General features: G+C 57.4%; 2 tRNA genes. Both read right to left on the bottom strand.

What is annotated here, in order from left to right:
* Positions 1–80 precede the first annotated feature (80 nt).
* Positions 81–157 (bottom strand) — tRNA-Ile (locus tag KVT11_RS20570).
* A gap of 4 nt (positions 158–161) precedes the next feature.
* Positions 162–235: transfer RNA gene (locus KVT11_RS20565), tRNA-Met, on the bottom strand.
* Between the last annotated feature and the right edge of the window lie 2 nt (positions 236–237).

Genomic DNA, 237 nt, shown 5'->3' with positions numbered 1-237 from the left:
GAACCCCCGCGGGCTTTGACACCCCTGTCGGTTTTCAAGACCGATCCCTTCAGCCGGACTTGGGTATTCCTCCGTATAGATGGTGGACCTTGTAGGACTCGAACCTACGACCGGACGGTTATGAGCCGTCTGCTCTAACCAACTGAGCTAAAGGTCCTTTATAGCGGCGGAGGGGATCGAACCCCCGACCTCACGGGTATGAACCGTACGCTCTAGCCAGCTGAGCTACACCGCCAT

This window comes from Bacillus sp. GbtcB10 (assembly GCF_019091365.1).
Lineage (GTDB): Bacteria > Bacillota > Bacilli > Bacillales > Bacillaceae > Bacillus > Bacillus altitudinis.
The sequence above is the reverse complement of the archived record's forward strand: the minus strand, read 5'-3'. Positions and strand labels throughout refer to the sequence as shown.